The sequence below is a fragment of the Rhodococcus sp. LB1 genome (genome assembly GCF_001583455.1).
Taxonomy (GTDB): domain Bacteria; phylum Actinomycetota; class Actinomycetes; order Mycobacteriales; family Mycobacteriaceae; genus Rhodococcus_F; species Rhodococcus_F opacus.
In genome coordinates, this window is record NZ_LTCZ01000015.1 from 1 (window position 1) to 20,899 (window position 20,899).

Below are 20,899 nucleotides of genomic sequence, written 5' to 3' on the forward strand. Positions count from 1 at the left end.
TGGAAGGTGTGGTCGCGTTCACCAGCGACATCGCCGAACCCGACAAGGACGGCGGCGCCCTGCGCTACCGCGGCGTCGACATCGAAGAACTCGTCGAGGGGCACGTCACCTTCGGCAACGTGTGGGCCCTGCTCGTCGACGGCCGCTTCGGCCCCGGACTGCCCCCGGCCGAACCGTTCCCCCTGCCCGTGCACACCGGCGACGTCCGCGTCGACGTCCAGGCCGGCCTCGCCATGCTCGCCCCCATCTGGGGATACCAGCCCCTCCTCGACATCGACGACGACACCGCCCGCGAACAACTCGCCCGCGCCTCCGTGATGGCCCTGTCCTACGTCGCCCAGTCCGCCCGCGGCATCTACCAGCCCGCCGTCCCGCAGAGACGGATCGACGAGGCCACAACCGTCACCGAACGGTTCATGGTCCGCTGGAAGGGCGACCCCGACCCCGCCCACGTCGCCGCCATAGACGCCTACTGGGTCTCCGCCGCCGAACACGGCATGAACGCCTCCACCTTCACCGCCCGCGTCATCGCCTCCACCGGCGCCGACGTCGCCGCCTCCCTGTCCGGGGCGATCGGCGCGATGTCCGGCCCGCTGCACGGCGGCGCCCCCGCCCGCGTCCTGCCGATGATCGAGGACACCGAGAAGTCCGGCGACGCCCGCGCCCTGGTCAAGGGCATCCTCGACCGCAAGGAAAAGCTGATGGGCTTCGGGCACCGCGTCTACCGCGCCGAAGACCCCCGCGCCCGGGTGCTGCGCGCCACCGCGAAACGCCTGAACGCCCCCCGCTACGAGGCGGCCGCCGCCCTCGAGCAGGCCGCCCTCGCCGAACTGCGCGAACGCCGCCCCGACCGGGCCATCGAAACCAACGTCGAATTCTGGGCCGCGGTCATCCTCGACTTCGCCGAGGTCCCCGCGCACATGATGCCCGCGATGTTCACCTGCGGCCGCACCGCCGGCTGGTGCGCCCACATCCTCGAACAGAAGCGTCTCGGCAAGCTCGTCCGCCCCGCCGCCATCTACACCGGACCCGCACCCCGCACCCCCGAGTCCGTCGAGGGCTGGGACCAGATCGCCCACACCAGCTGACCCTCTCCCCCGTCAGAACCAGTAAGGAACAGAAAGTAGCGATGACCTCCACACCGATCATCCCCGCAGACCTCCTGCCCGCCGATGGACGTTTCGGCTGCGGACCCTCCAAGGTTCGCCCCGAACAGCTGCAGTCGCTGGTCGAGGTGGGCTCCTCGGTGTTCGGCACCAGCCACCGCCAGAAGCCTGTCAAGGACGTCGTCGCCAGCGTGCGGTCCGGCCTCGCCGATCTGTTCTCCCTGCCCGAGGGCTACGAGGTGGTGCTCGGCAACGGTGGCACCACCGCGTTCTGGGATGCGGCCGCGTTCGGCCTGATCCGGGAGAAGTCGCTGCACCTCACGAACGGTGAGTTCAGCTCCAAGTTCGCGTCGGTCGCGAAGAACAACCCGTTCATCGGCGACCCGATCGTCGTCTCCGCCGACCCGGGCAGTGCTCCCGAGCCGGTCTCGGATCCGTCCGTCGACCTCATCGGCTGGGCGCACAACGAGACGTCCACGGGTGTCGCGATCCCCGTCTCGCGTCCCGCGGGCTCGGAGAATGCGCTCATCGCCATCGACGCCACGTCCGGCGCGGGCGGCCTGCCGGTGAACGTCGCCGACGCCGACGTGTACTACTTCGCCCCGCAGAAGTGCTTCGCCGCCGACGGCGGACTGTGGATCGCGCTGATGAGCCCGAAGGCGCTCGAGCGCGTCGCGGAGATCAAGGATTCGGGTCGCTGGACCCCCGACTTCCTGTCGCTGCCCATCGCCGTGGACAACAGCTCCAAGGACCAGACGTACAACACCCCGGCGGTCGCGACGCTGCTGCTGCTCGCCAACCAGATCGACTGGCTGAACGGCAAGGGTGGCCTCGACTGGGCCACCTCGCGTACCGCCGATTCGTCCTCGCGCCTGTACCAGTGGGCCGAGGCCAGCGAATACGCCACCCCGTTCGTCAACGATCCCGCTCACCGCTCGCAGGTGGTCGGCACCATCGACTTCGACGACAAGATCGACGCGGCTCAGGTGGCGAAGATCCTGCGCGCCAACGGCGTCGTCGACACGGAGCCGTACCGCAAGCTGGGCCGCAACCAGCTGCGTGTCGGCATGTTCCCGGCGATCGATCCCGAGGACGTCTCGCAGCTCACGAAGAGCATCGACTGGGTCGTCTCGCAGCTCGGCTGAGTCCCGGCACCCACGTCCGTCAGCCCCCGGCACCTCGGTGCCGGGGGCTGACGGCGTTCGGGGGTCAGTCCGTGTCGAGGAAACGGTGGAACGGTGCGAGCGCCTCGTCGCCGAGATGCGGTCCGCTGACCTCGATCTCGACGCTCGCGGACTCGAGCACGTCGGAGCAGCCCAGCGTGAACCGGGGACCGTCCGGGAGAATCCGGGAGAAGTCCGCGGACGACGCCGCGTAGACCACCCGCGTGATGCCGGCCCACACCATCGCCGCACTGCACATCGGGCACGGCTCACCGCTGGCATACATGGTGGCGCCGACGAGGTCGCCGGTACGTCCCTCCCCGCAGGCGGTGGTGATCGCGTCGAGTTCCGCGTGCTCGGTGACGTCGGCGGACGTCGCGACGGAGTTGGCGCCCTCGCTGATCACGTGACCGTCGGCCCCGACCGCCACCGCACCGAACGGTCTGTTGCCCGCGTCGCCCGTCTCGTCGGCGAGTTCGATGGCTCGCCGCAGGTGCGCGAGGTCCACGTCGCCGACATCGCTCTGGCTCATCGACTCAGATCCACTTCTGTTCCGACGCCCCGTTCCCGGGCTCTGTCGATCAGTATGCGCGCCGCGGCGAGGTCCTGGAGGCCGATCCCGACGGAGTTGTACAGCGTGATGTCCCTGTCGGAGGTGCGGGCGACGGTGCGGCCCGCGATCACGTCGCCCAGCTCCACGGCGACGTCGCCCTCGGTGATCGCGCCCTCGGCGAGCGCCAGCAGCGTCTCTCCCGATTTGGTCATGGTGGTGGCCACCGAGTCGACGACCACCCGGGCACGTCGCATTCCCTCGCCGTCGATCTCCCGGTGGTCCGCGCGCGGGGGCGCACCGACGGCGTTGACGTGCAAGCCTTCGCCGAACCAGGCGCCCCGCACGATCGGGTCCCTCGACGGCGTGAGGGTGCAGAGGACGTCGGAAGACCGGGTGACCGCCTCGGGCGAGTCCATCGGCTTGACCGAGATGCCGAGATCCTCTGTCCGGCTGCGAAATTCCTCGATCGTGGCATCCGAGCGCGACCACACCAGCACCGTCTCGACGTCCGACACCCGGGTGATCGCCCGGGCGTGTTCGACGGCGAGAGTCCCGGCGCCCACCAACCCCAGCACCCGACTGCCTCGGCGGGCGAGGTGTTTCGTGGCCACGGCGCTGGCGGCGGCGGTGCGCACGGCGGTGATCAGGCGGCCGTCGAGCAGGGCCTCGCACTCACCGGTGTCCGCGGACGTCACCAGTACCGCCGAGCGTTGGACGGGCAGACCGCGGGCGGCGTTGCCGGGAAGATCGACGAGCATCTTCACCGCGGCCGCGCCGGCCGACTGCGCCGCCGCGACCATCGGAACGAAGGCCGCGGACTGCAGGGTCATGGCAGGTGGGGCGGGTGCGGACGCCGTCCCGGCGGCCAGGTCGGCGTGCGCCCGTTCCACCGCGGCGAACACCTCGGCGCGGTCGATGAGGCCGGCCACGTCGGTGTGGGAAAGGATCAGTGTCACAAGAGTTTCCTCGCTGAGATCGATCAGGACGCGCGCGCGAACGCGACGGTCAGGTTTGCGGGTGAGCGGCTGTTGCGGATGAATCCACTGACCGCGACGATCGCGATCACGTAGGGCAGCATGACGAGCAGGGCGAACGGGACGCCGACACCGAGCGCGGGCAACGCGAACTGGAGCGCCTGCGCGATCCCGAAGAACACGGACGCCCAGATCACGCCGAGCGCGCGCCACCTGCCCGCGATCACGGCCACGACGGCCAGGTACCCGATTCCGGCGGTCATGTTGTCGCTGAACGAGCGCACCTCGGACAGCGCGAGCTGCGCGCCGGCCAAGCCCGCCGTCAGTCCCGCGACGAGCACGCACAGGTAGCGGATCTTCCGCACCGGCAGTCCGCTCCAGTCGGCCGACTTCGCGTCCTCGCCGACCGCGTCGACGACGAGACCTGCCCGGGTCCGGCGGGACAGGGTGACGCCCAGCACCCCGACCACCGCGAAGCAGAAGTAGCCGAGGGCCGTCTGCGAGAAGAGTGCCGGTCCGAGGATCGGGATCTGGTGCAGCAGCGGGATCTCGAGGGCCGCGAAACCCGGGGCATTCTGCCCCTTGCCGTCCGCGAGGAGCAGCCGGGCGCCGTAGGTGGTGGCACCGAGGGCGAGGGCGTTGCTCGCGATGCCCACCACGATCTGGTCGGCGCGCAGCGTGACGCTCAGCAGTGCCTGCAGCAGTCCGAACAGCATCCCGGCCGCCAGTCCGGCCGCGAGGCCGCCCACCGCGGATCCGGTGGTGACGGCGCCGAGCACGCTGGCGAACGCCCCGGTCAGCATCATGCCCTCGAGGCTGAGGTTCAGGACGCCCGCCCGCTCGCTCACCAGTTCCCCGCTCGCGGCCACCAGGATCGGGAGTGCGAATCCCACGCCGCTGACGGCGATGTCCGACACCGTGTTCATCATTGCTTCGCTCCAGCCAGGTCGGGGACGTCGTGGGTCTTCGCCGTCGTCGCGGCCGCGGAGCTCGATCTCCGGCCGGTCGCGGTCCACAGCACCGCTCCCGCGATCAGGATGATCATGAGCGATTCCACGATCGACACGGTCGATGCCGGAACACCGGCTGCGAGTTGAAGATTGATTCCGCCGGACACGAGGAAGCCGAGCAACAGCGACACGGCGCCGACGGCGAGCATGGAACCGCGCGCCAGGAGTCCGACGACCAGACCGGAGAACCCATAGCCGGAGGAGAATCCTTCGACGAGCACGAACGGCGCCGTCGCGACGAGGATCCCGCCCGCGAGCCCGGAGAACGCGCCGGCGCAGGACAAGCTGAGAAATCGCAGCCGTCCGACCGGCAGTCCCAGCCGCGCCGACGCGTCCGGGTTCAGGCCGACGGAGCGCAGTCGGACGCCGACCGCCGTCCGGCGCAGGACCACGCCGACGATCAGCACCGCGACCACCGCGATCCACAGCGCGATCGTCCCCGGTGAACGTTCGATCCCCAGCAGCGGCAGGTGCGCGGACTCGATCAGCGGCGCGGACTGCGGCAGCGTCTCCGACGACGTGACGGGCTGTCGGAGGAGGCTGGGCTCGTGCACCATCAGCAGCACCAGCGCGAGGCCGACGAAGTTCAGCAGCAGCGTCGTGATGATCTCACTCGTGCCCCGGCGGACCCGCAGGTACGCGGCGATCGCGGCCCACGACCACCCGGCACCGGCCGCGGCGAGGAGTATCGCGGTGACGGCGATCGGGGCGGGGGTGCCCTCCCCGAGAGCGGTGCCGACCGCGGTCGCGGCGATGCCCCCGACACACAGCTGGCCCTCGCCACCGACGTTCACCAGTCCGGCCCGGTGTGCGACGGTGAACCCGGCCGCGACGAGAGCCAGCACCGCGGCAGTGTTGAGCGAGACTCCGATCGCGTAGCTGCTGCCGAACATCCCCTCGGACAGCGCCTCGGCGGTCTCGGCCACGGTGGCACCCGCGGCCGCGGCGAGGAGCAGTCCGACGAGTCCCGCGACCGCGATTGCGGCGACCGCCACCGGAAGTGGGTGATGCACCCGGATTCGAAGTCGAGTCATGCCGCCGTTCCCGTCATCAGTTCACCGATGTGCTGCCCCGCAGTGGCCGCCGACGTGTCGACGGGCCCGAGCAGGGCCCCTCGGTAGCTGACGAAGATGCGGTCGCAGAGCGCGAGCAGTTCGGGGATCTCGCTGGACACGACCAGGACTCCGTTTCCCGCGGACGCGCAGCTGCGGAGTTGGTTCAGAACGAATTCGACCGCCCCGATGTCGAGTCCGCGGGTGGGCTGCGCCGCGACCAGACACTGCAGGTTCTCCGTCGACAGTTCGCGGGCCAGGACGATCTTCTGCTGATTGCCGCCCGACAGCCAACCCATGGATGTTCCCGGCCCGGGTGTCCGTACCGAGAACTGCTCGATCAGGTCCCGGGCCGCGGCGTCCATCCGGCGGCGGTCGAGCAGACCCATCCTGCGGAAGCGGTGCAGGCGGCCGAGGAAGAGGTTCTCCGACAGCGACAGTTCCGCCACCATCGCCTCCCGGTGGCGGTCTTCCGGCACCACCCCGAGACCGAGCCGGGTGCGTTGGGCCGGGGACGCCGACGTGATGTCGGCGTCGCCGAGCGTGACCGTGCCGGACTCGGGTCGGGTGGCACCGGAGAGCACGGCGACCAGTTCGCTCTGCCCGTTCCCCTCGACGCCCGCGATCCCGACGATCTCGCCGGCTCGCACCTCGAGTCCCACGCCGGACAGGGCGACGCTGCCGTCCGCCCGGGTGGCGCGGACGCCGCGGAGCCCGAGGACGACGGGGCCGGTCGCCCGCCGTTCGCGCACCGCGCCGCCATCGCTCTCCGCGCCGACTCCCGCCGCGAGCACCGGACCGAGTTCCGACACCGGCCTTCCGACCATCGCCGTCGTCAGCTGGGGGATCGTCAACTCCGACATGCGGCCCCCGCCTGCCACCTCGCCTCCCCGCAGTACGGTCGCGGCGTCCGCGACGCGGGCCACCTCACCGAGTTTGTGGGTGACGAGGACGACCGCCTTGCCCGCCGCCGCGACGGCCTGGCACGTCTCGATCAGGGCGTCGATCTCGCCGGGGTCGAGCACCCCGGTCGGCTCGTCCAGCAGGATCAACGAGGGGTCGGTGAGGAGTGCCTTCACGATCTCGACCTTCTGCCGCGCACCGATCGGCATGGCCGAGACCAGCGCGTCCGGATCGATCCGCAGGTGATAGTCGTCGGCGAGCCGATCGAGGCGGGTCCGCAGTTCCGCGCGGCGCAGTCGCAGCCCCCGTCCGGTGAGCAGCAGGTTCTCGGCGACGGTCATCGTGCCGATGAGACTGAAGTGCTGGTGCACCATCGCCACGCCGTCCGCCATCGCGGCCGCGGGCGAACCGGGCGCGTATCTGCGACCGGACAGGGTCATCGTGCCGGTGTCCGGTCGCAGACCGCCGTAGACGACGTTGCAGAGCGTCGACTTCCCGGCCCCGTTCTCCCCGAGGATGCAGTGCACCGTTCCGGGTTGCACCGACAGGTCGACACCGTGGAGGGCCCGGACGTCGCCGAAGGTCTTCCCGATTCCCGTGAGTTGCAATGCTGGTGTGCTCATGTCAGCCCGCTCGGTAGGGCTCGACGGCACCGGTGGCCAGGGCGGTCTTCGCCTTGTCGAGTGCGTCGGCGACGGCGGGGTCGGCGCCGCAGAGCAGGAAGTCGGTGCCGCCGTTCGGTGACGTGAGGCCGAACGCGACGTTCTCGGCCTTCCACGTTCCGTCCAGGGTGGACTGGACGGCGTATTCCACTTCCTTGCCGATGTCGGTGTGCACGTAGCCGACGTAGGCGGGGTTCGAGCAGTCGCCGGGAATCGGCCCGCCCACCATCAGGGCGCCCGCCTGCGTGGCGGCCTGTTCCAGCCCGGACTTGCCGAGGTTCACGATCTGTCCCACCGCGCCCGCGCCGGCGCCGTAGTTGGCGAGCGCGGCCTGCTTCGCCTTGGCCGGGTCGTTGAAGTCCCCCAGGTACTGCGGGGTGAGCACCTGGGTGCCGGGCCGTGCGAACTCCGCGCCGTTGCCGAAGGCCTTCGCGGCGTTCACGATGGCGGGCAGTTCGACACCGCCGACGAACGACACGGACGGCGTCTTGGACGCCGTCGCCGCGACCGCTCCGCTGAGGAACTCGGCCTCCGCCTGCTGCGGGTCGTAGTAGGCGAGATTCGGCAGCGGGGACGCGTCGGCGGGTCCGCCGATCTCGACGAATTTCACGTCGGGGAACTGGGGTGCGACCTTGCGGACGTCGGCGTCCGTCTGACCGCCGAGCGACACGACGAGGTCGTTCGCGGTCGCGAACCGCACCAGGGCCTGCTGGTAGTCGGCGGCGGCGACCTGCTCGACGTAACTCAGTTCCACCCGGTCACCGAGGGTTTCCTCGAGGCGCTGGTAGCCGAGATACCCCGATTCCATGAATCCGGTGTCGGAGACGGAGCCGGGGAAGAACACCCCGACGCGGAGGGTGTCGCCGGAGGCGGTGCCTGCGTCCGACGACCCGCAGGCCGTCAGGGTCGCCGCGAGAGTGGCGGCCGCGCACAGCGCGGGGACGAGGGTTCGGGCTCGGGCGGAGAGGGTCGTGTTCACGCGCTGGACTCCTTGACTCAGGAACCGCCACAGTTAGCGGTATACCGTTATTTGAATCTTGGAGGCGCGGCATTTCCGCGGTGTTACACAGACGTAAGGACCCGCATCCACCCGAGGGCGGCGCATGGGTGCGTTCTACGGTGGCTGACGTGGCCACCACGACGACAGGAGACCGGGTGAACGGTGCAACCGACGCGTCGGCGCCGAAGTCACTGCGCGAGACCGCGTACGAAGAACTGCGTAGGCGCATCGTCAACCTGCAGCTCGCGCCGGGCCAGCGCCTGATCGAACGCGACCTCGCCGCGGAACTGCAGGTGTCCCGGATCCCGCTGCGCGAGGCCCTGCAACAGCTCCAGACCGACGGACTCGTCGTGATCGTCCCGCGACGCGGAGCGATCGTCGCCCCGTTCGGCGTCGACGAGGTCCGTGACCTCTTCGACGTCCGCGAAAGCCTCGAGGTGCTCGCGGCCCGGCTCGCCGCGCAGCGAGCGGACGACTCCCACCTCACGGCACTGCGCGACCAACTCGCCGCGGCACGCACGGCCACCGTCCGCGACGACAAGCCCGCGATCGCCGCCGCGAACGCCGCATTCCACACCGTCATCGTGGAGATGTCCGGCAGTCCCCTGCTGCAGTCGATGCTGCAACCCCTCGCGACGCGCGTGCAGTGGTTGTTCCACCTCACCAAGGAACGCGATCCCGGACAGCAGTGTGACGAGCACACCGAGTTGTACGACGCGATCGTGGCGGGCGACGCCGACCGCGCCGCGGACATCGCGTACCGGCACGTCGCCTCGGGCCGCGAACCCAGCCTCGAGCTGGCCGAACACTGGTCTGTGCCGGCGATCGACCCGGTCGAGGCCACCCGCACGAGGCAGCGCACACCCCGCAGGAAGGACCGATCACGAAACGACGAAGCCTAGCGCGCACGCCACGCCGGGACGGGATTTACCCGCGCGTGTCCTGCCGCGCGGGCTGTCACGAATGAATTACAGTTGCCCAGGTGCAAAGTCGCGAGCCGGCGCGATAAGGAGGTCAACGTGCGAGAGCTTCGAGTGATCGGTCTCGAGCCAGATGGATCGCACGTCGTGTGCGCAGATGCCAGTACCGGCGAAAAATTCCGGCTTCCCGCCGATGACAAACTCCGCGCCGCATCCCGCGGGGACATCGCTCGACTCGGCCAGATTGAGATCGAAATGGACAGTCAGCTCAGGCCCCGCGAAATCCAGGCCCGTATCCGTGCCGGCGCCTCCGTCGAACAGGTGGCCGACGAGGCCGGTATCCCCCTGGCGAAGGTGGAGCGGTTCGCCTATCCGGTCCTGCTCGAACGTTCCCGTGCGGCCGAGATGGCGCAGGGCGGACACCCGGTCCGCGACAACGGCCCCGCCGTTCCCACCCTCGCCGAGATCGTCACGCAGGCGTTCCGCGCTCGGGGGCACAACATCGACGACGCCACGTGGGACGCGTGGCGCGACGAGGACAATCACTGGGTCGCCCAGCTGCAGTGGCAGGCCGGTCGGACCACCAACGCGGCGCACTGGCGGTACCAGCCGGACGCGCACGGTGGCACCATCGTCGCGCTCGACGACACCGCGTTCGACCTGATCGATCCCGACTTCGGCCGTCCGCTCCGCGGATTGGCGCCGGTGGCGTCCGACGAGCCGGAGCAGCTCGAACTCGCCGAGTTCCCCACCGAGGTGGAGGTGCCGACGATCGAGCCCGAGGTGATCATCGAGGCCGACGTCACCGAGGAGCCCTCGGACGAGCCCGCCCCGTCCGAGGAACCCGCCGCACCCAAGATCGCCCCGCACCAGACGAACAACAAGGACAAGCGCGGCAAACCCGCCCTCCCGTCCTGGGACGACGTCCTGCTCGGTGTCCGCAGCAGCGGACGCTGACCATCTGCGCGGTGAGCAGGCCGAGAACACGGTCGGGGTCGTACTCTTTCAGGAAGACACCGGAAGAGAGGGATGACCGTGGGGGCCAAGGTATCAACGATCTGGTACGTCGACGTCCCCGACCCTGCGGCTGTGCTGCGCGGCCACCCGGATCCTGATCCGGGCGCGGCGCAGCAGCTCGCCTCCCGCCTCTATCCCGATCTGGTGGCCACCCCCACCGGTCCGGTTCCGCTGGCCGAGGCTGCGCGGCTCGATGCCGCCGGGACCGTGCACATCGGTTCCTACCCCGGTGTCACCGTCGTGTGCGGGCCCGATCTGGCCGTCCCCCGACCGTCGACTCTGCCCGAAACACGCATCCGGCCCACAGAATTCACGAAGACGTACTGCGTGGCGTCCAAGCCCGACATCGCGTGGGGCTCGTTCGCGATGTGGGAGGACGGGCATCTGACGCGGTCGTTCAGCGCGACACCGGTCCACATCCACGAGGACCTCGGCATCCCCCTGGTATGGGAGAGGCCGTTCTGGGCGGGCGACTTTCCGCTGAAACACCCGGCGGGCGTCCTGCCCGACCCGCAGTCGCTGCCGTTCCACCCGCAGCAGTTCGCCGAGGGCGCCAACCGGGAATGGCTGGGCTTCCGGTACACGGGCGCCCCCGAGGGCACCGAGACCGACCCGAAGACGCTCACCGTGCTCGGATTCACCGTTCACCCGCCCGGCGAGGGTCCCGAGGTCGAGCCTGCCGCCGAGGCGAAACAACCCGCTCCCGCCCCCGGCCCGGTGCCGGCACCCGCTCCGCCGCCGGCTCGCAAAGGCGGACTCCTCCGCCGTTACTTCGGTTTCTGACGACTCCGGCCGAAGTCAGGCGGCGCCGACGAGCAGCGCCGTCCAACCGGCGGCAACCCCGGCCGCGGCCCCGTACACCAGCCACCGCCAGACCGGCGCCCGGCGTAGTCGCCACACCGACGGTGCGACCCCGGCCACCACGACGAGTTCGAGGAACACCGCCAGGGCGGGGTTGATCCGCGCGAGCTGCGAGCCGAAGGCCATGACCGCGACCGCCACCACGACCGCGGCGAACCCCGCCACGAGAAGTCCCGTGAACCACGGTGTTCCCGTCGGCGGCGGATACGGGGAATGAGGGTGCAGCATTCTCACCGGCCCGTGCGGACGCGCTCGTAGAACGCCATCGCCGCCGCCGTCGCGACATTGAGCGAGTCCGTGCCGGGTGCCATCGGAATGCGAGCGCGAATGTCCGTGGCCCGCATGGCGTGCTCGGTGAGGCCGGGACCTTCCGCGCCGAGCAGCAACGCCACCTTCTCCCCCGTCATCGCCTCGGCCAACGTCACCGCCTCGGGGTTCGGGGTCAACGAGATCAGCTGGAAACCCCGCTCCCGCAACGCGTCCAGGTCGTGTGGCCACTTCGTCACGTGCGCGAACGGAACCCGGAGAACGTGCCCCATCGACACCCGGACCGCCCGCCGGTACAGCGGGTCGGCGCAGCCCTTGCCGAACACCACGGCGTCGACGCCGAGCCCTGCCGCGTTACGGAACATCGAGCCCAGATTCTCGTGATCGTTGACGCCCTCGAGCACCGCGACCGTCCGGGCGTGCTCGAGCACGTCCGACAATTCGAGCGGCGCGGGGCGGCGTGCCGCCGCGAGAACACCCCGGTTGAGGTGGAACCCGACGACCTCGGCCATCACATCCGCCGTCGTCCGGTAGAACGGCACGTCCACGCCCGCGAGGTCGTCCGTGAGTTCCTCCAGCCGCCGATCGACGCCGAGCAACGCGATCGGGTCGAACCGGGACGTGAGCAGGCGCTGCGCCACCAGCACTCCCTCCGCGATCACCAGGCCCTTGCCCTCGGGGAGGTCGGGACGGCGGTCCGAGGAATTGAGATCGCGGAAGTCGTCCAGCCTGGTGTCGGCCGGATCTGTTATGTCGATGACGTGAACCACCGGTCCATCGTGCCGTATGCGGGGCATCACAGCGTTGACTCCCCTCCACCGAGCGCGAAAGCTCGAAGGAATGAAGCACCTGCACGGACGCACGGCTCTGGTGACCGGCGCCTCCGGCGGTCTCGGCCGCGTCGTCGCCCGGGCCCTCGCACAGGAGGGCGTCGCCGTCGCCGTGTCCGGCCGGCGTGAGGACCGACTCGCGGAAGTCGTCGGAGAACTGCGTGCGCTCGGTGTGCGCGCCGAGGCCGTGCCCGCGGACCTCAACCGACTCGATCAGCTCGATTCGCTGATCGACCGTGCCGAGACGGCGGTCGGCCCCCTCGACCTGCTGGTGAACAACGCCGGCGTGGAGAACGTCTCGGCCTTCACCCGACTCGACCCCGGCGAGCTCACCGGGATGGTCGACGTGAATCTCACCGCGCCACTGCTTCTCACGCGCCGAGTGGTGCCCGGGATGCTGGGCCGCGGTCGCGGGCACGTGGTGTTCATCTCGTCGCTGGCCGCGAAGATCGGTCCGGCGTACTGCGCGCCGTACGCCGCGACGAAGGCCGGGCTGATCGGTCTCACCCAGTCGCTGCGGGCGGAGTACGCGGGCTCGCCCGTCGGTTTCTCCGTCGTGTGCCCCGGATTCATCGCGGGCGACGGCATGTACCAGCGGATGACGGAACGCGGAATCAGGGCCGGCCGGATCACGGGCGAGACCAGCACCGACAAGGTCGCCGCCGCCGTGATCCGGGCGATTCGGCGTGACCGGCCCGAGATCGTCGAGAGCGGAGCGCCGATCCGCCCGCTGCTCGCCCTGTCGCAGATCGCGCCGGGACTCGTCGAACGGGCGGCCGCGAGGTTCGGCGCCACCGCGATGTTCCGGCGGTTGAGCGAGGACCGCGGCAGGGTGGAGCCGGACGGTTGACGGCCTGCGGGGTTGTCCGAGTCGCATGTCCGGGGGCGGGCACTCACCTAGGCTCGCGGCGTGAGTGATTCCACGCCGACGGTCGGTTCGCCTGCGGAACTGGCGCGGGCGCTCGACGCCACCGGCTACCTCGCCGACGACGGCGTCGCGATGGCCGCGTTTCTCGCCATCCGTATGGGACGTCCGCTGTTCTGCGAGGGCGAACCCGGCACCGGCAAGACGTCGCTCGCGGCCGCGTTGTCGGAGGCGTTCGGTCTGCCGCTGATCCGCCTGCAATGCCATGAGGGCATCGACGCCGCGCAGGCGCTCTACGACTGGGACTTCCCGCGGCAGTTGCTGCACCTGCGGACACTGGAGGCGGCGAGCGACGGCATGCTCGAGGCCGACACGGTCGAACGCTCGCTGTACACCGAGCGGTTCCTGCTGGCGCGCCCCTTGCTGCGGGCCCTCACCGAAGCGCCGTGCGTGCTGCTCGTCGACGAGATCGACCGCGCCGACGACGAGTTCGAGGCATTCCTGCTGCAGGTGCTCGACGAGAATGCCGTCACCATCCCCGAACTGGGCGAGGTGCGGGCGGCGACACCGCCGCTGGTGGTGCTCACCTCCAACCGCACCCGCGAGGTGCACGACGCCCTCAAACGCCGCTGCCTGTACCACTGGCTCGAACACCCCGATCTGGCGCGGGAGGTCGCGATCCTGCGCCGCCGCATCCCCGGCATCGGGGCCGAACTCGCCGGCCAGGTCGCCCGGGCCGTCCGCTCCCTGCGCGAGATGGAACTGCTCAAGCCGCCGGGGGTGGCGGAGTCGCTGGACTGGGCGCGCGCACTGCGGGAACTCGATCGGGACGTGCTGGACGCGGAGACTGCCGCCGCGACGCTCGGCGCGGTCCTCAAGTACCGCGAGGACCTCGAACGGGTGGCCCGGGTCGGACTGGACCGGCTCCTGGCGGGGTGAGCAGTATGTCCACGACCCCGGACATCGGCGACCCGCTCGTGGGCATCGCAGGGTTCGCGCACGCCCTCGCGGCGGCGGGACTGTCGGTCGCGTCGGACGCCGTCGCCGCGTTCACGCGGGCCCTCCGCCAGGTGGATGTGGGCGATCCGAGTCAGGTGTACTGGGCGGGTCGCGCGACGCTGTGCCGCGGTCCCGACGACATCCCGCGGTACGACTCGGCGTTCGCTGGCTGGTTCGGCGGTACCGTCCCGGCGCGCACGCCGCGGTCCGGGGAGCAGCCTCGCCGCGCCAGGATCGCGGCTCTGACCACGACGGACGGCGGCGAGACCGGTGGCGACGCGCCGCATCTGCGGGTCGCCGCGGACGACACCGAGGTGTTGCGCCACCGTGACATCGCCGACCTCACCGCGGCCGAGCGCGCGCACCTCGCCGAGCTGATCGCCTCCCTGCGCCCGCGGCCCCCGACCCGCCCGGCTATCCGGATGCGGCCTGCCCGCCGGGGCACCGTGGACCCGCGGCGCACGGTGCGGGGCATGCTCGCGGCGGGCGGCGAACCGGTGCGGCCGAGCCACCACCGCAAGGCAACCCGGCCCCGCCGGATGGTGCTGCTGATCGACGTGTCCGGATCGATGAGCCCGTACGCCGACGCGCTGCTGCGCTTCGCGCACGTCGTCGCCCGCGGAAACCCCGCAGGCACCGAGGTGTTTTCACTGGGCACTCGGCTGACGCGGCTCTCGCGGGCGCTGCGGGTCCGCGACCCGGAAGTGGCGCTCGCCGCCGCGGGCCGGGCCGTGCCCGACTGGGCGGGCGGCACCCGCCTCGGCGAGACGCTGCGCGCGTTCCTGGACCGCTGGGGCAGGCGCGGCGTGGCGCGCGGCGCCGTCGTGGTGATCTTCTCCGACGGCTGGGAGCGCGGTGACCCGACCCTGCTCGCGGAGCAGATGGCTCAGCTGCGCCGGCTCGCCCGCACCGTGCTGTGGGTGAATCCCCACGCCGGCGCGGACGGGTACGAGCCGGTGCAGTCCGGGATCGCGGCCGCGCTGCCGTACGTCGATCGTCTGCTCGCCGGCCACAGTCTCGCGACACTGCAGGAACTGCTCGAGGTCGCGCGCCGAACGTGACCGATCCGGAACCGGTTCCACGATTTCGGGTGTTGGTCGCGCTCCGTCGGCGCAGAGTAGGACGTATCACCTGAGGCTCCCGGCTTTGGAGGCGCGATGCGCATCACTGTCACCGTCGACGGAACTACATACACGGACGAGGTGGAACCGCGACTACTCCTCGTCCACTATCTACGGGACCGGCTCGGCAAGGTCGGCACCGTCATCGGCTGCGACACCGGAAACTGCGGGGCGTGCACCGTTCACCTGAACGGTCACAGCGTCAAGTCCTGCTCGGTGCTCGCCGTGCAGGCCGACGGCGGCGACGTCCTCACCGTCGAAGGCCTGTCCCGGAACGGGACGTTGCACCCCGTGCAGCAGGCGTTCCGCGACAATCACGCCCTGCAGTGCGGCTACTGCACCCCCGGCATGATCATGCAGACCCTCGACCTGCTCGCCGAGGAACCCGACCCGGACGAGCGGACGGTGCGGCTGGGGTTGGAAGGCAACCTGTGCCGCTGCACCGGGTATCAGAACATCGTCAGCGCGGTGCAGGACGCGGCGCAGCGGTTGCGCGGCGGCAGCACCACCGAAGCACCGACGGCGGATGCACCGAAGACCGACACCGCGCAGGGAGGTGTGCGATGACCGCCACCGCGGAACCGGAAATCGGGAAGGCCCGCAAACGCAAGGAAGACGAACATCTGGTCACGGGCCGCACCCGCTGGACCGACAACCTCGTCCTGCCCGGCATGCAGCACCTGGCGATCCTGCGCAGCCCCTTCGCGCACGCCCGCATCACCGGTGTCGACGCCTCCGCCGCCCGCGAGATGCCCGGCGTCGTCGCGGTCCTCACCGGCGCCGATCTCGCCGACGAGCAGGGCAGCCTGCCGTGTGCCTGGCCGATCACACCGGACATGAAGTCGCCGCCCGCCCCGTCCCTCGCGGTCGACGGCGTGAACTTCGCCGGCGAGGCCGTCGCGGTCGTGGTGGCGCGCAGCGCCTACGAGGCGCACGACGCACTCGAGGTGATCGACGTCGAGTACGACGAACTGCCGGTCGTGCTCGATCTCGCGGGCGCGGCCGCCGACGGCGCCGACCTCGTGCACCCGGATCTCGGGACGAACGTCAGCGCCACCTGGACCTTCGACTCCGCGGAGGCCGGCACGGGCGGCGACGTCGAGCAGGCCATCCGCGACGCCGAGGTACTCGTCGAGCGCACGTTCCGGCAGCAGCGGCTGATCCCGGCGTTCATGGAACCCCGCTCGGTGGTGGTCGACCCGACCGGCGCCCAGATCACCATGTGGTCCGCCACGCAGATCCCCCACATCCTGCGGCTGATGCTGGCGATGACGCTCGACATACCGGAGCACAAACTGCGCGTCGTCGCCCCGGACGTCGGCGGCGGTTTCGGCGGCAAGCTTCAGGTGACGCCGGAGGAAGTCATTGCGCTGCTCGTCGCGCGACGACTCGGCAAGCCCGTCAAGTACACCGAGTCCCGCAGCGAATCGATGGTCGCGGCGCATCACGGACGCGACCAGATCCAGAAACTGACACTGGCCGCCCGCCGCGACGGCACCGTCACCGGAATGAAGGTGGAACTGCTCGCCGACATGGGCGCGTACCTGCGCCTGGTCACTTCGGGGGTGCCGATCCTGGGCGCGTTCATGTTCAACGGCATCTACAAGTTCCCGGCGTATCACTTCACGTGCACCAACGTCTTCACCAACAAGGTGCCGACCGACGCGTACCGCGGGGCGGGCCGCCCGGAGGCGACGTTCGCGATCGAACGGATGATGGACGAACTCGCGACCGAGTTGTCGATGGATCCGCTGGAATTGCGGGCGAAGAATTGGATCACCCACGAGGAGTTCCCGTTCGACACCGTCGCGGGTCTGACATACGACTCCGGCAACTACGAGGCCGCCACCGCGCACGCGCGGGAGTTGTTCGACTACGACGGGCTCCGGCGCGAACAGGCGGAGCGCCGCGAGCGGAAGGACCCGGTGCAACTCGGCATCGGGGTGTCCACGTTCACCGAGATGTGCGGGCTGGCGCCGTCGCGCACCCTCGGCGCGCTGGCCTACGGGGCCGGCGGGTGGGAACACGCGGCGATCCGGATGCTGCCCACCGGCAAGGTCGAGGTGGTCACCGGTTCGTCGGCGCACGGCCAGGGTCACGAGACCGCGTGGAGCCAGGTGGTCGCGGATCAGCTCGGGGTTCCGTTCGAGGACGTCGAGGTGCTGCACGGCGACACCCAGACGTCGCCGCGTGGCATGGACACGTACGGTTCCCGGTCGCTGGCGGTCGGGGCGATCGCCGTCGTGAAGGCCGCCGAGAAGGTGATCGCGAAAGCCAGGCCCATCGCGGCGCACCTGATGGAGTGCGCCGAGGACGATCTCGAGTTCACCGAGGGCAGGTTCCGGGTGAAGGGCACCGAGAAGGCTGTCGGCATCGCCGATGTCGCGCTCGCCGTGTTCGCCGCGCACGACCTGCCGGAGGGTGTGGAACCGAATCTGGATTCCGAGGCCGCGTACGACCCGGAGAATTTCTCTTTCCCGCACGGCACGCACCTGTGCGCGGTGGAGGTGGACACCGAGACCGGGAAGGTCGGCATCCGCTCCTACGTGTGCGTCGACGACATCGGGCACGTGGTCAACCCGCTGATCGTGGAGGGTCAGGTGCACGGCGGACTCGCCCAGGGCATCGCGCAGGCCCTGTACGAGGAGGCGGTGTACGACGAGTCCGGCACCCTCCTGTCGGGTTCCTTCGCCGAATATCACGTGCCGTCGGCGGCGGATCTGCCGACGTTCACCACGGGCCGCACCGAGACACCCGCCACCGGTAATCCGCTCGGCGTCAAGGGGGTCGGTGAAGCGGGGACGATCGCGTCCACCCCGGCCGTCGTCAATGCCGTCCTCGACGCCGTCCGCCAGTTCGGGGTGCGTGACATCGAGATGCCGTGTACGCCGATGCGGGTCTGGAGCGCCATCCACACCGCTCAGGGAGGTGCCCGATGATTCCGTCAAGCTTCGACTACGTGTCCCCGACCTCCGTCGAACAAGCGGTGGCCGCGCTCGCCGAGGCCGGGGAGGACGCCAAGATACTCGCGGGCGGCCAGAGCCTGCTGCCGGTGCTGCGGCTGCGGTTGTCTTCGCCGAGCACCCTCGTCGACCTGGGCCGGATCGGTGAGTTGCGCGGTGTCCGCGACGACGGGGACAGCCTCGTGATCGGTGCGATGACCACGTACTACGACCTGATCCGCGACCCGCTCGTCCACGAGCACGCGCTGCTGCTCGTCGAGGCCACCCGCACCGTCGCCGATCCGCAGATCCGGCACCGCGGCACGCTGGGTGGCGCTCTGGCGCATGCCGATCCGGCGGGCGACCTCTGCGCGCCCGCTCTGGCACTCGACGCCACCCTGACCGCCGTGGGTACCGCGGGCAGGCGGAGCATCCCGGTCGCGGACTTCTTCGAGGGCTACTACACCACCACGCTGCGACCGGACGAGATCCTCGTGGACGTGCGGGTTCCCAAGCACACGGGCTGGGAGGCGCGGTACGAGAAGTTCAACACGGTCGCGGAGGCCTGGTCGATCGTGGCGGTGGCCGCGACGATCCAGGTCGACGGCGGCACCATCCGACAGGCCCGGGTGGCGCTGACCAACATGGGGGCCGTGCCGGTGCGGGCTCGCGGCGTAGAGGACGCGCTCGTCGGCAATGCCGCCGATCCGGAGCTGATCCGGGCGGCGGCCGAGCACGCCGCCGAGGGCACCGACCCGATCACCGACGGCAACGCCGACGCCGAGTACCGCAGCCACCTCGCGAGAGTGCTGACCCGGCGGGCGGTGGCGACCGCGGTCGGCGTCTGATCGGTTCCGGCAGCCGTCAGGACCGCGGGTCGCGGCTCGCTTCCACGGCCTGCTCGGTGGCGTCGCAGACCACCACGGGGTGCGGTTCGAGAACGTTGTGCAGTTCGATCACCGGGAGGTAGCTGCCGGCGTCGGGTCTGCGCACCGTCACCCGCACCCGCTGGTGCCGCATCAGGTACAGGGCCGCGCCGATCCCGCTCACCAGAGAGATCGCACCTCCGATCACGAGCGGGGCGCGGGGGTCGAGGACGTCGGCCAGCCATCCCAGAACCGGACTGCCCAGCGGGGTGCCGCCGAGGAAACACAGCATGTAGATGCCCATCACCCGGCCACGCATCTCGGACGGCACGGACATCTGCAGGATGTTCATCGCCGCCGTCGTGAACGTCAGCGTCAGCGCGCCGGTCGGGACGAGCATGATCGCGACCAGCGCGTAGGTGGGCATCAGTCCCACCAGAATCTCGAACGCCCCGAACGCGGCCGCGGCCCCGAGGAACGTGCGCAGCCGCGGCGGAGTCTTGCGTTTCGCGGCGATCGTGGCGCCGGCGAGCGTGCCCACGGCGAGGGTGGTCGACAGCAGTCCGTAGGCGTCCGCGCCGCGCTCGAACGTGTTGCGGGCGAGAACGGCGAGACTGATCGGGAAGTTCAGCCCGAACGTCGACACCATGAACACCGCCACCATCAGCACCCGCAGGTCGGTGCGACCCCACACGTAACGGAAACCCTCGCGGACCTGCCCTTTCCCGCGTTCCGCCTGGGGTGCCGTGAACAGTTCGCGGGTGTTCATCATCAGCAGGGCGATCAGCACACCGGTGAACGTGCCCACGTTGAGCAGGAACACCCACCCCGTGCCGATGAGGGTGATCAGCACACCCGAGATCGCCGGACCGATGATGCGAGCCGTGTTGAACGTCATCGAGTTCAGGGCGATCGCATTGGGCAGCGACTCCTTGCCGACCATCTCGATCGTGAACGACTGCCGCGCCGGCGCGTCGATCGCCGATGCGCAGCCGAGTAGAAACGCGATGAGGTAGACGTGCCACAGGGCCACCAGCTCGCCGACATCCAGCAGCCCGAGCACCAGTGCGCACAACGCCATCGACACCTGCGTCGCGATCAGGATGCGCCGCTTGTCGTACCGGTCGGCGAGCACGCCGCCCCACACGGACAGGAACAGGGTCGGACCGAACTGCAGTGCCATCACGATGCCGACCGCGAGCGCGTTGCCGTTCGACAACGTCAGGACGAGCCAGTCCTGCGCCACCCGCTGCATCCAGGTTCCGACGAGGGAGACGATCTGCCCCGACGCCCACAGCCGGTAGTTCCGGGTGCGGAGAGCGACGAACATGCCGGTCTTCGGCTGGGCTGAGGCGGTGGACTCGGATTCGGGCGGCACACATCCATCTTGCTCCCGGACCCGGCGCCCCATCGACCGGCCCTGGGTGGACATCGGGGGCCGGATCACTCCGGATGCCGGCTACGTTCTCCGGCAAGGGGTTTCCCCGTGCCGTGGGGTTCGGGCAGTCGAATGCCGTTGTACGGGTGGAGACTGCAGGCAGCAGCCGTCGGGCTACTCCGAGTCGGCGACGATTGACGTGATGATGCCGACGGCGTCGCGGAGGGTCTTCAGCTGAGCCTCGTCGAGCCCGGACAGCCGCTCGTTCATCCACGCCTCGCGGGCGTGGGTCTCGTCCGCGATCAGCGCGTGACCGGCATCCGACAGCGTGACGATGATCTGCCGTCCGTCGGTGGGATGCGGTGCCCGCTCGACCAGCCCCAGTTCGACCAGCGACGCGATGACCCGGG

21 protein-coding genes are annotated in these 20,899 nt (G+C 70.2%); 11 read left to right on the top strand and 10 right to left on the bottom strand.

What is annotated here, in order from left to right:
* Both AZG88_RS03260 and serC read left to right on the top strand, forming a co-directional pair.
* Window positions 1–1,088: citrate synthase 2 (locus AZG88_RS03260; RefSeq protein WP_061697003.1), on the top strand; the 1,088-nt coding region annotated here is incomplete at its 5' end.
* 41 nt (window positions 1,089–1,129) lie between these two features.
* On the top strand, window positions 1,130–2,251 hold the full coding sequence (gene serC, locus AZG88_RS03265; RefSeq protein WP_061697004.1) for a phosphoserine transaminase: 1,122 nt from the start codon (window positions 1,130–1,132) through the stop codon (window positions 2,249–2,251).
* Between the two features lie 64 nt (window positions 2,252–2,315).
* Here serC and AZG88_RS03270 read toward each other — a convergent pair whose 3' ends face one another.
* Genes AZG88_RS03270 through AZG88_RS03295 form a run of 6 tightly spaced genes read right to left on the bottom strand, consistent with a single transcriptional unit; the run spans window position 2,316 to window position 8,402 of the window.
* Window positions 2,316–2,801 (bottom strand): nucleoside deaminase, encoded by a 486-nt coding sequence (locus tag AZG88_RS03270; protein WP_005244099.1) that lies wholly within the window; start codon window positions 2,799–2,801, stop codon window positions 2,316–2,318.
* Window positions 2,798–3,778, bottom strand: a complete 981-nt coding sequence (locus AZG88_RS03275; RefSeq protein WP_061697005.1) for an ornithine cyclodeaminase family protein — start codon at window positions 3,776–3,778, stop codon at window positions 2,798–2,800. Before AZG88_RS03275 ends, AZG88_RS03270 begins: the two co-directional genes overlap by 4 nt.
* Window positions 3,779–3,801: 23 nt before the next feature.
* The gene (locus AZG88_RS03280) at window positions 3,802–4,725 is read right to left on the bottom strand and encodes an ABC transporter permease (RefSeq protein WP_061697006.1); all 924 of its coding nucleotides are present in this window, start codon (window positions 4,723–4,725) and stop codon (window positions 3,802–3,804) included.
* Complete coding sequence (locus AZG88_RS03285; protein WP_061697007.1) at window positions 4,722–5,840, bottom strand: ABC transporter permease; 1,119 nt, start codon at window positions 5,838–5,840, stop codon at window positions 4,722–4,724. The genes AZG88_RS03280 and AZG88_RS03285 overlap by 4 nt, the downstream gene beginning before the upstream one ends.
* A complete protein-coding gene (locus AZG88_RS03290) occupies window positions 5,837–7,384 on the bottom strand; it encodes an ABC transporter ATP-binding protein (RefSeq protein WP_061697008.1) in 1,548 nt (515 codons plus the stop codon). The genes AZG88_RS03285 and AZG88_RS03290 overlap by 4 nt, the downstream gene beginning before the upstream one ends.
* A gap of 1 nt (window position 7,385) precedes the next feature.
* A complete protein-coding gene (locus AZG88_RS03295; protein WP_061697009.1) occupies window positions 7,386–8,402 on the bottom strand; it encodes a BMP family protein in 1,017 nt (338 codons plus the stop codon).
* A gap of 176 nt (window positions 8,403–8,578) precedes the next feature.
* Between AZG88_RS03295 and AZG88_RS03300 the strand changes: the two genes are divergently transcribed.
* From AZG88_RS03300 to AZG88_RS03310, 3 genes are all read left to right on the top strand, one after another.
* The gene (locus AZG88_RS03300) at window positions 8,579–9,325 is read left to right on the top strand and encodes a GntR family transcriptional regulator (protein ID WP_061697010.1); all 747 of its coding nucleotides are present in this window, start codon (window positions 8,579–8,581) and stop codon (window positions 9,323–9,325) included.
* Window positions 9,326–9,442: 117 nt separating this feature from the next.
* Window positions 9,443–10,300, top strand: coding sequence for a septation protein SepH (gene sepH / locus AZG88_RS03305; RefSeq protein WP_061043507.1), 858 nt, complete (start codon window positions 9,443–9,445; stop codon window positions 10,298–10,300).
* 72 nt (window positions 10,301–10,372) lie between these two features.
* Entirely contained in the window at window positions 10,373–11,143 is a 771-nt protein-coding gene (locus AZG88_RS03310) for a DUF6928 family protein (protein WP_082764693.1), read from the top strand.
* Between the two features lie 15 nt (window positions 11,144–11,158).
* Here the strand turns inward: AZG88_RS03310 and AZG88_RS03315 are convergent, their stop codons facing one another.
* Both AZG88_RS03315 and AZG88_RS03320 read right to left on the bottom strand, forming a co-directional pair.
* The gene (locus tag AZG88_RS03315; RefSeq protein ID WP_061043508.1) at window positions 11,159–11,449 is read right to left on the bottom strand and encodes a DUF2537 domain-containing protein; all 291 of its coding nucleotides are present in this window, start codon (window positions 11,447–11,449) and stop codon (window positions 11,159–11,161) included.
* A 2-nt stretch (window positions 11,450–11,451) separates the two neighbouring features.
* Window positions 11,452–12,258 (bottom strand): TrmH family RNA methyltransferase, encoded by an 807-nt coding sequence (locus AZG88_RS03320; protein ID WP_025431907.1) that lies wholly within the window; start codon window positions 12,256–12,258, stop codon window positions 11,452–11,454.
* Between the two features lie 70 nt (window positions 12,259–12,328).
* On the opposite strand from AZG88_RS03320, the gene AZG88_RS03325 reads away from it, so the two are divergent.
* From AZG88_RS03325 to AZG88_RS03350, 6 genes are all read left to right on the top strand, one after another.
* Complete coding sequence (locus AZG88_RS03325; RefSeq protein ID WP_061043509.1) at window positions 12,329–13,168, top strand: SDR family NAD(P)-dependent oxidoreductase; 840 nt, start codon at window positions 12,329–12,331, stop codon at window positions 13,166–13,168.
* A 60-nt stretch (window positions 13,169–13,228) separates the two neighbouring features.
* A complete protein-coding gene (locus AZG88_RS03330; protein ID WP_005244126.1) occupies window positions 13,229–14,122 on the top strand; it encodes an AAA family ATPase in 894 nt (297 codons plus the stop codon).
* Window positions 14,123–14,127: 5 nt separating this feature from the next.
* Window positions 14,128–15,243: a vWA domain-containing protein gene (locus tag AZG88_RS03335; protein WP_061043510.1), complete on the top strand. Its 1,116-nt coding sequence runs from the start codon at window positions 14,128–14,130 to the stop codon at window positions 15,241–15,243.
* 96 nt (window positions 15,244–15,339) lie between these two features.
* Window positions 15,340–15,870: a (2Fe-2S)-binding protein gene (locus AZG88_RS03340; protein WP_061043511.1), complete on the top strand. Its 531-nt coding sequence runs from the start codon at window positions 15,340–15,342 to the stop codon at window positions 15,868–15,870.
* Entirely contained in the window at window positions 15,867–18,242 is a 2,376-nt protein-coding gene (locus AZG88_RS03345) for a xanthine dehydrogenase family protein molybdopterin-binding subunit (RefSeq protein ID WP_061697011.1), read from the top strand. Before AZG88_RS03340 ends, AZG88_RS03345 begins: the two co-directional genes overlap by 4 nt.
* Entirely contained in the window at window positions 18,239–19,093 is an 855-nt protein-coding gene (locus AZG88_RS03350; protein ID WP_005244134.1) for an FAD binding domain-containing protein, read from the top strand. Before AZG88_RS03345 ends, AZG88_RS03350 begins: the two co-directional genes overlap by 4 nt.
* Window positions 19,094–19,109: 16 nt before the next feature.
* Here AZG88_RS03350 and AZG88_RS03355 read toward each other — a convergent pair whose 3' ends face one another.
* Together AZG88_RS03355 and AZG88_RS03360 are read right to left on the bottom strand one after the other, a co-directional pair.
* On the bottom strand, window positions 19,110–20,441 hold the full coding sequence (locus AZG88_RS03355; protein ID WP_061043548.1) for an MFS transporter: 1,332 nt from the start codon (window positions 20,439–20,441) through the stop codon (window positions 19,110–19,112).
* Between the two features lie 222 nt (window positions 20,442–20,663).
* The coding region (locus AZG88_RS03360) for a MarR family winged helix-turn-helix transcriptional regulator (RefSeq protein WP_231913805.1) at window positions 20,664–20,899 on the bottom strand (236 nt) is incomplete at its 5' end.